At 68.1% G+C, this 8,112-nt stretch carries 8 protein-coding genes and 1 pseudogene; 6 read left to right on the top strand and 3 right to left on the bottom strand.

Going from position 1 to position 8,112, the window contains the following annotated elements:
* The 4 genes and pseudogenes from EQG76_RS02965 to atpC form a co-directional block, all read left to right on the top strand.
* Positions 1 to 668, top strand: a pseudogene (locus tag EQG76_RS02965) (F0F1 ATP synthase subunit alpha); the annotation flags it as partial.
* Positions 669 to 688: 20 nt separating this feature from the next.
* Entirely contained in the window at positions 689 to 1,582 is an 894-nt protein-coding gene (locus tag EQG76_RS02960; RefSeq protein WP_159710476.1) for a F0F1 ATP synthase subunit gamma, read from the top strand.
* 22 nt (positions 1,583 to 1,604) lie between these two features.
* Positions 1,605 to 3,035 carry a F0F1 ATP synthase subunit beta gene (gene atpD, locus EQG76_RS02955; RefSeq protein ID WP_159710480.1) on the top strand — a complete coding sequence of 477 codons (1,431 nt, stop codon included), beginning with the start codon at positions 1,605 to 1,607 and terminating at the stop codon, positions 3,033 to 3,035.
* Positions 3,036 to 3,057: 22 nt separating this feature from the next.
* The gene (gene atpC, locus EQG76_RS02950; RefSeq protein ID WP_159710474.1) at positions 3,058 to 3,471 is read left to right on the top strand and encodes an ATP synthase F1 subunit epsilon; all 414 of its coding nucleotides are present in this window, start codon (positions 3,058 to 3,060) and stop codon (positions 3,469 to 3,471) included.
* 101 nt (positions 3,472 to 3,572) lie between these two features.
* Here the strand turns inward: atpC and EQG76_RS02945 are convergent, their stop codons facing one another.
* The 3 genes from EQG76_RS02945 to apbC form a co-directional block, all read right to left on the bottom strand.
* Complete coding sequence (locus EQG76_RS02945) at positions 3,573 to 4,769, bottom strand: GAF domain-containing sensor histidine kinase (protein WP_159710472.1); 1,197 nt, start codon at positions 4,767 to 4,769, stop codon at positions 3,573 to 3,575.
* A 112-nt stretch (positions 4,770 to 4,881) separates the two neighbouring features.
* Positions 4,882 to 5,274 (bottom strand): VOC family protein, encoded by a 393-nt coding sequence (locus EQG76_RS02940; protein ID WP_159710478.1) that lies wholly within the window; start codon positions 5,272 to 5,274, stop codon positions 4,882 to 4,884.
* 14 nt (positions 5,275 to 5,288) lie between these two features.
* Entirely contained in the window at positions 5,289 to 6,413 is a 1,125-nt protein-coding gene (gene apbC, locus EQG76_RS02935) for an iron-sulfur cluster carrier protein ApbC (protein WP_159710470.1), read from the bottom strand.
* 138 nt (positions 6,414 to 6,551) lie between these two features.
* On the opposite strand from apbC, the gene hflK reads away from it, so the two are divergent.
* Positions 6,552 to 7,772 (top strand): FtsH protease activity modulator HflK, encoded by a 1,221-nt coding sequence (gene hflK, locus EQG76_RS02930; protein WP_159710468.1) that lies wholly within the window; start codon positions 6,552 to 6,554, stop codon positions 7,770 to 7,772.
* A partial coding sequence (locus EQG76_RS02925) for an SPFH domain-containing protein (protein ID WP_255476458.1) occupies positions 7,769 to 8,112 on the top strand: 344 nt, incomplete at its 3' end. The genes hflK and EQG76_RS02925, both read left to right, overlap by 4 nt.

The raw sequence follows: 8,112 nt of genomic DNA, 5'->3' as shown, positions 1-8,112 counted from the left end.
GACGTGTTCTACCTCCATTCGCGCCTGCTCGAGCGTGCAGCGAAGCTGGGCGAGGCCAGCGGTCTCGGCTCGCTCACCGCGCTGCCGATCGTCGAGACCCAGGCGAACGACGTGTCCGCCTACATCCCGACCAACGTGATCTCGATCACGGACGGCCAGATCTTCCTCGAGACCGACCTGTTCTACCAGGGCATCCGCCCGGCGGTGAACGTCGGCCTGTCGGTGAGCCGCGTGGGCTCCTCGGCCCAAACCAAGGCGATGAAGAAGGTCGCGGGCAAGATCAAGCTGGAGCTGGCCCAGTATCGCGAGATGGCGGCGTTCGCGCAGTTCGCCTCCGACCTGGACGCCTCGACCCAGCGTTTGCTCAACCGCGGTGCGCGCCTGACCGAGCTGCTCAAGCAGCCGCAGTACGTGCCGATGGTGAACGAGGAGCAGGTCGCGGTCATCTATGCCGGCGTCAACGGCTACCTCGACAAGGTCAAGGTGTCCGACGTCGGTCGCTACGAGCAGGAACCGACGTCGGTCGCTACGAGCAGGAACTGCTGGGCCTGCTGCGCGGCCGCGGCAACGACATCCTGGTCTCGATCCGCGACACCAAGGACCTTACTCCCGAGACCGAGGCCAAGCTCAAGGCTCTGCTCGAAGAGTTCGGCAAGACCTTCGCCTGATCCGCAAAGGTCGCTGAACCATGCCAAGCCTCAAGGACCAACGCGCCCGGATCTCGAGCGTCAAGCAGACGCGCAAGATCACGAGCGCGATGAAGCTGGTCGCCGCCAGCAAGCTCAAGCGCGCGCAGGAGCAGGCCGAGGCGTCCCGGCCCTATGCCACCCGGATGGCCCAGATGCTGGGCAACCTGGCGGCGGGGGTGCAGGGGCAGCCCGAGGCGCCGCGCCTGCTCGCCGGCACCGGCGAGGAGCAGAAATACCTCCTGATCGTCGCCACGGCCGACCGCGGCCTGTGCGGCGGCTTCAACAGCTCGATCGCACGTGGTGCCAGGCGGCGGATCCAGGAGCTGCAGGGCCAGGGCAAGGACGTCCGGCTCATCTGCGTCGGCCGCAAGGGACGCGATGCGCTGCGCCGTGACTACGGCAACCTGATCCTGCACACCTACGAGGGTGTCGCCGGCAAGAAGCGGATGGAGTTCGCGGACGCGCACGACATCGCCGAGCGTATCCTCGAGATGTTCGAGGCTGGCGAGTTCGATGTCTGCGAGATCGTCTTCAACCGGTTCGTTTCCGCCATCCGCAACGAGCTGACCTTCCTCCAGCTCGTTCCGGCCGAGATCCCGCAGGTGCAGCGGACAGAGGCCCAGGCGGAGGAGCAGTCCGCTCCTTATGAGTTCGAGCCGGACGAGGAGCAGATCCTCACCGAGCTCCTGCCGCGCAACCTGGGCGTCCAGGTCTACCGGGCGCTCGTGGAGAACGCGGCGTCCGAGCAGGGTGCCCGGATGGCGGCGATGGACAGTGCGACCCGCAACGCGGGCGACATGATCAAGCGGCTGACGCTGACCTACAACCGGACGCGTCAGGCGCAGATCACCAAGGAACTAATCGAGATTATTTCCGGCGCCGAGGCGGTGTGAGGGAAAGAGTCACATGAGCGACATGACCAAAGAGAACATCGCCACCGGCCGGGTCACCCAGGTCTTGGGCGCGGTGGTGGACTGCCGGTTCGACGGGGGCAACCTTCCCGAGATCCTGACGGCGCTGCACGTCGACAACCAGGGCAAGACCCTGGTGCTCGAGGTGGCGCAGCATCTGGGCGAGAACACCGTCCGCACCATCGCGATGGACTCCACCGACGGCTTGTTCCGCGGCTCCGAGGTGATCAACACCGGGGCGCCAATCTCGGTCCCAGTCGGCCGCGAGACGCTGGGCCGCATCCTGAACGTGATCGGCGAGCCCGTGGACGAGCGCGGCCCGCTGCACAACTCGCTGACGGCACCGATCCACGCCCCGGCACCCCTGTTCCAGGACCAGGCCACCGAGTCCGAGGTGCTGGTCACCGGCATCAAGGTCGTCGACCTGCTGACCCCGTACCCGAAGGGCGGCAAGATCGGCCTGTTCGGCGGTGCCGGCGTCGGCAAGACCGTGCTCATCATGGAGCTGATCAACAACATCGCGAAGGCGCACGGCGGCGTGTCGGTCTTCGCCGGTGTCGGTGAGCGGACCCGCGAGGGCAATGACCTCTACCACGAGATGATGGAATCGGGCGTCATCGACCTCCAAGACCAGACCAAGTCCAAGGTGGCGCTGGTCTACGGGCAGATGAACGAGCCGCCGGGTGCGCGTGCCCGCGTGGCGCTGTCGGGCCTGACCGTCGCGGAGTATTTCCGCGACCAGGAAGGCCAGGACGTGCTGTTCTTCGTCGACAACATCTTCCGCTTCACCCAGGCGGGCTCGGAAGTGTCGGCGCTGCTGGGCCGCATCCCCTCGGCGGTGGGTTATCAGCCGACGCTGGGCACCGACATGGGTGCCCTGCAGGAGCGGATCACCTCGACCAAGAAGGGCTCGATCACCTCGGTGCAGGCCGTGTACGTGCCCGCCGACGACCTGACCGACCCGGCGCCGGCCACGACCTTCGCCCATCTGGACGCCACCACGGTGCTCTCGCGGCAGATCGCCGAGCTCGGCATCTATCCGGCCGTGGACCCACTCGACTCCACCTCGCGGATCCTGGAGCCGGGCGTGGTCGGCCAGGAGCATTACGACGTCGCCCGTGCGGTGCAGTCGACGCTCCAGCGCTACAAGGGCCTGCAGGACATCATCGCGATCCTGGGCATGGACGAGCTGTCGGAAGAGGACAAGCTGGTGGTGGCGCGCGCGCGCAAGATCCAGCGCTTCCTGTCCCAGCCGTTCTTCGTGGCCGAGGTCTTCACCGGCTCGCCCGGCAAGCTGGTCGCGATCGAGGATACGGTGAAGGGCTTCAAGGGCATCGTGGACGGCGAGTACGACCACATCCCGGAGGCGGCGTTCTACATGGTCGGCACGATCGAGGAAGCCCTCGAGAAGGCCAAGAAGATGGCCGAGGCCTGAGCCGGAAGCGGGAGGAGCGGCCTTGGCCGACAAGCTGCAGTTCGACCTGGTCTCGCCCGAGCGGGTGCTCGTCAGCGACGCCGTCGACATGGTGGTGGTGCCCGGCTCCGAGGGCGACTTCGGTGTCATGGCTGGGCACGCGCCGGTCATGGCGCTGCTGCGCCCGGGCCTGATCACCACCTACGAGAACGACCGCCCGGCCCGGCGGATCTTCGTCGCCAGCGGCTTCGCCGAGGTGAATCCGGGCGGCATCATCGTCCTGGCCGAGAACGCCGACGACCTGGGCGAGCTGCCGCAGGAGCGCGCCATGCAGATGCTGCGCAACGCGGAGGAGGACCTCCAGTCCGCCAATGCCGCGAGCGAGGCGGAGCGTGCCAGGCTCGAGCAGGCGGTCGCCATCGCCCGGGCCCGGAGCGAGGCCTACACGGCACCCTGAGGCGGCAAGGGAGCTCCAGGAGCCGCCCCGTCGTCATCCGCAAAAGAACGGCCACCGGAGGATGCTTCCGGTGGCCGTTTCGCGTTCCGGCCGAAGGCTGCTCAGACGCCGCTCGGGCTGGTGCCACTTGGCCAGGTGAAGGTGAACACCGTGCCGTTCGCCTCGGTGGATCGCACTGAGAGCGTGCCGCTATGTGTCTTGGCGATCTCGTCGGCGATGTAGAGGCCGAGGCCCAGACCGGCCGCGCCCCCGCCACGCATCGCACGGGTATAGGGCTGAAACATCCGGGCCATGATCTCGGGCTCGATCGGCGGCCCCTGGTTGGTGACCTCCAGCACGCAGCCGCCATTCGCCGTCCCCGCCCGCACCTGGACCGGCCCATCCGGCCGCCCGTGGGTCAGCGCGTTGGCCAGGAGATTGGAGAGGAGCTGCCCGACCCGGTCGGGGTCGCAGGTCACCGGCCGGCAGAACCGGATGTCCGTCTCGATCCGCCGCTCCGGGAAACTCGCCGCCAGCTCCGCCACGACCCGGCCCAGTTCCGCGCCCAGATCGTCCACGGGCCGCAGTGTCAGTTGGAAGCCGCCGCCCAGGCGGCCGCGGGCGAAGTCCAGGATGTCCTCGATCAGCCGGGACATGCGGGTGCAGCTCTGCTCCATCTGGCGCAGGATGGGCTGCGCATCCTGGCCCGGCGGCAGCCTGCCCAGCAGGCGGAGGCCGGAGATCACCGAGAACAGCGGGTTGCGCAGGTCGTGGCCCAGCACGCCGATGAACTGCTCCCGCAGCGACCCGGTTGCCAGCGCGTCGTGCAGCGCCAGCCTGCTGGCGCTGGACTGGTCCTCCAGCTCGAGCTGGGCCGAGATCAGCTCGGCGTAGAGCTGCACCATTTCCAGGATCTTGCTGTCGCGCAGCCTGGCCGGCTGGGGATCGAGCGCGCAGATGGTTCCAAACACCTCGCCGTTGCGGCGGATGATCGGTACTGAGAGGTAGCTCTCGAAGCCGTACTGCCGCGGGGTTGGATGGCCACAGTAGATCTGGTCCTGGCTGGCATGATCGATGACGATCGGCGCCTTGGCACCGCGGATCTCGTGGCAGAGCGTCGTGGAAACCTCCAGCTCCCCGCCGACCTCCAGGCCGAAGCCGAGCTTGTCCAGGACCGCGCAAGTCACCCACCGGTCGTCGGTCACCCTGGCCACGGCCGCAAAGCGCAGCCCCGTGGTCGCCGAGACGATCTCGAGAATGGCCGGAACCGCCCTCAGCCGGCCGATGGTCTCGATATCGGCTACGATCGGATCAGCCATCAATGGTCCTCGCTGTCGCCGGCCATGGGCGGTAGATGCGACCTCGGCGCCACTGTGGAGCCAGACCGTCGCAACCTAGTGGCAGATGTTCCAGAACTGAAGGGAACGCCGTTTAGGTGCCGGTCGCGACGTGGCAGACCGCCTCCACCCGATTGCCATCGGGATCCAGCAGGAAGGCGGCATAATAGTCAGGATGATAATGCGGGCGCAGGCCGGGCGGGCCATCGCAGCGCCCGCCGGCGGCCAGGCCGGCGGCGTGGCAGGCCCGCACCGCCGCGCGGGTCTCTGCCTTGAACGCCCAGTGCCGACGGTCGGGCGCTCCCGCGAAGCCCGCCCGCACGGTCAGGTAGCTGCGTGCCCGGTGGCTGCCATCGGCACGCTCGCCGAAGCCGGCCGCATCCGCTTCCGCCCAGACACAGGGATGGCCCAGCGCTGCCATGATTGCCTGGTAGAACGGGATCGAGCGCGCCGGATCGCTCACCGTGATCGAGACATGGTCCAGCATCACTGCCGGACCCGTCACTGCCAGACGATGCGCGGGAAGGGCCTGGCCGTGCCGGTGACCTCGTCCATCTGCCGGCGGACCTCGGCGGCGATCTTGCGGTACACCTCGGCATGATGCGAGGCTGGATCGGAGGCCACCACAGGCGCACCACCGTCCGAGGTCTCGCGGATCCGGATGTCGAGCGGCACCTCGCCCAGGAACGGCACGCCATAACCCTCCGCGCACTGCCTGGCCCCGCCATGGGCGAAGATGTCGGCGCGATGCCCGCAGTTCGGGCAGCAATAGTAGCTCATGTTCTCGACGATACCGAGGATCGGCACGTCGACCTTGCGGAACATCTGGATCGCCTTGCGCGCGTCCAGCAGTGCGATGTCCTGGGGCGTGCTGACGATCACGGCACCGGTGAGCGGCACCTTCTGCGCCATGGTGAGCTGGGCGTCGCCCGTTCCAGGCGGCAGGTCGACCACTAGCACGTCGAGCTCGCCCCAGGCCACGTCGTTCAGCATCTGCTGGATGGCGCTCTGCACCATGGGCCCACGCCAGATCATCGGCGTGTCCTCCTCGACCAGGTAGCCCATCGACATGGTCGGGATGCCCCAGGCGCGCACTGGCTCCAGTCGCTTGCCATCCGGCGAGGTCGGCCGACCCGATGCGCCCACCATGCGGGGGATCGAGGGGCCGTAGATGTCGGCATCGAGGATGCCGGTCCGCTGCCCGATCGCGGCCAGGCCGAGCGCTAGGTTGATCGCTGTGGTCGACTTGCCGACCCCGCCCTTGCCGGACGCGACCGCGATGATCCCGCGCACGCCCGGCACGCCCTGCGGCGTGGGCTGGCCCTGCGGCCGTGCGCCGCGGGCTGGCGGTTCCTGGGCCCGGCCAGGACCGGCCGGCCGCTCGGCGGTCAGCACCGCCGTGGCCGAGGTCACGCCCGGCAGGGCGCGTACCGCGGCCTCGGCCGCCCGGCGCACCGGCTCCATCGCTTCCGCCCGGGATGGGTCGATCTCCATGGAGAAGCCGACATTGGCGCCCTTGATGACGATGCCGCCGATGATGCCCGATTCCGCCAGGTTCTTGCCGCTGCCCGGCAGCGTCACCGCCGCCAGCGCCTGCAGAACCTGTTCCTTGCTCAAGTCAGCCATGTTGAACCCGCCTGTTGTCGTGGTCATATAGCGGACAGACAGCCCGACTTGGAGGGCGGACGGCAGGTGTCCGATCTCGCGAGGGGAGGTTTTAGATGACGAACAGGGACCTTGGTCCCCCTGGCTAGGTGAGGCTTGATGCCCTGGAACCCGAATGGTGGTGGCGGATGGAACGGCGGACAGGGCGGCGGTGGTCCCTGGGCGCCGCGCCCTGGTGGCGGCGGAGGCGGTGGCGGCTCGCAGCCGCCTGACCTGGAAGAGCTGATCCGCAAGAGCCAGGAACGGGTCCGGCAACTCTTCCCGGGCGGCGGTGGCGGGGGTGGTGGCGGGCTGCCCAGCACGCCGGTGATCGCTACGATTGCCGGCCTCGCGGTCGGTGCGTGGCTGCTCAGCGGCTTCTATTTCGTCCAGCCGGAAGAAAAGGGCGTGGAGCTGGTGTTCGGTCATCTCAACGCAGTGACCGATTCCGGCCTGAACTACAACTGGCCCTGGCCGATCGGCTCGGTGCTCAAGCCGCAGGTCACCCGCGTCAACCGGGTCGAGGTGGGCTTCCGTTCGTCGGGCGTAACGCAGGCCGGCAGCCGGGTGAACGCGCGCGAGGTGCCCGAAGAGGCGCTGATGCTGACCGGCGACGAGAACATCGTCGACATCAACTTCGTGGTATTCTGGCGGATCAGCGACCCGGCCCTCTATCTGTTCAACATCCGCGATCCCGCCGACACGGTGAAGGCCACCTCGGAAAGCGCCATCCGTGAGCTGGTCGGTCAGACGCCCATCGCCGAGGTCACCACCGAGGGCCGCAGGCAGATCGAGGAGCGTGGCCGCGAGATCATCCAGAGCCTGATGAACGATTACGGCGCCGGCGTCGTCATCGACGAGGTCCAGTTGCAGAAGGCCGACCCGCCGCAGGAAGTGATCGACGCGTTCCGTGACGTGCAGCGCGCCATGGCCGACCGCGAGCGCGCGCAGAACGAGGCGGAGGCGTTTGCCAACGACATCATCCCGCGCGCCCGAGGCGAGGCGGAGCGGATCCTCCAGGAAGGCCAGGCCTACCAGCAGGAGCAGGTGGCCAGGGCACAGGGTGAGGCGCAGCGGTTCCTGTCGGTGCTGGCCGAGTATCGTGGCGCCCAGGAAGTCACGCGGCAGCGCCTTTATATCGAGACGATGGAGTCGGTACTGAACGGGACCGAGAAGGTCGTGATCGACCAGCCGGGCAACGGCCAGAGCGTGGTGCCCTACCTGCCTCTCCCGGAGCTGCAGAGGCAAGGGGACGGCAGCGCGACGCCGCGCCAGGGGCCCGGCAGCAGCGGCTCATCGACCATCCTGTCACCCTCACCGTCGACCGGAGGCACCCAATGACCAACCGTGTCGTCGCGACGGTCGGGGCCGCGGCAGCGGTCGTGGTGATCGGCCTCTATTCCAGCGTGTTCACCGTCAACGAGGCGCAGCAGGCGCTGGTGGTCCGGTTCGGTGAGCCGGTCCGTGAGGTCCGCGAGGCCGGCCTGCACTTCAAGGTGCCGTTCGTCGACAACGTCACCTATTTCGACAAGCGGGTGCTCGACTTCGATGCCATGTCGGTCGAGCTGATCCTGGGCGACCAGAAGCGGCTCGTGGTGGACGCGTTCGCCCGCTACCGCATCAACTCCGCGACGCGCTTCCGGCAGGCGGTGGGGGACGAGGAGGCCTTCCGCAGCCGGCT

The sequence above is a fragment of the Geminicoccus flavidas genome, from assembly GCF_009806515.1.
Lineage (GTDB): Bacteria > Pseudomonadota > Alphaproteobacteria > Geminicoccales > Geminicoccaceae > Geminicoccus > Geminicoccus flavidus.
The sequence above is the reverse complement of the archived record's forward strand: the minus strand, read 5'-3'. Positions and strand labels throughout refer to the sequence as shown.